The 663-nt window shown below is 61.7% G+C and carries 1 protein-coding gene; it reads left to right on the plus strand.

The genetic code is table 11. The annotated features are described in order from the left end of the window. Positions 1-663, plus strand: a 663-nt coding sequence (locus HOC_RS20680) for an aromatic amino acid lyase (protein WP_035542719.1), incomplete at both ends; no start/stop codon positions are given.

Genomic DNA, 663 nt, shown 5'->3' on the forward strand with positions numbered 1-663 from the left:
GTTCAGGATCCTTACTGCATAAGGTGCCAGCCACAGGTGACGGGGGCAGCTCTTGACCTGCTGGACAGCGCGGGGCGAACCCTGGAGATTGAGGCGAACGCCGTATCGGACAACCCGCTCGTGCTCGTGGAGCGGGGCGAGATTGTGTCCGGCGGGAATTTTCATGCCGAGCCGGTTGCCTTCGCGGCGGACCTGATTGCTCTGGCCATCGCGGAAATCGGCGCCATCGCGCAACGGCGCGTAGCGGTGATGGTGGATCCGACCTTGTCCTTTGACCTGCCGCCCTTCCTGACCTCGGCTCCGGGTCTCAATTCGGGCATGATGATTGCCGAAGTGACGACCGCCGCCCTGATGAGCGAAAACAAGCACCTGGCCAATCCCTGTTCCACCGATTCCACGCCGACATCTGCGAACCAGGAAGACCACGTTTCCATGGCGGCGCACGGTGCGAGGCGGCTGGTCCGGATGAACCAGAATCTCAGCATGATCCTGGCTGTGGAGTTTCTTTGCGGCGCGCAGGGCGTCGAGTTTCGTGCGCCGCTGAAGACCAGCCCGGCCTTGCAGAATGTCGTCAGAGCAATTCGTCAATCGATCATGCCTCTGGATATTGACCGCTTCATGGCGCCTGATCTTGAGCGCGCATGTGCCCTGGTAAAGGGCGCC

It is taken from the genome of Hyphomonas oceanitis SCH89 (genome assembly GCF_000685295.1).
GTDB lineage: Bacteria > Pseudomonadota > Alphaproteobacteria > Caulobacterales > Hyphomonadaceae > Hyphomonas > Hyphomonas oceanitis.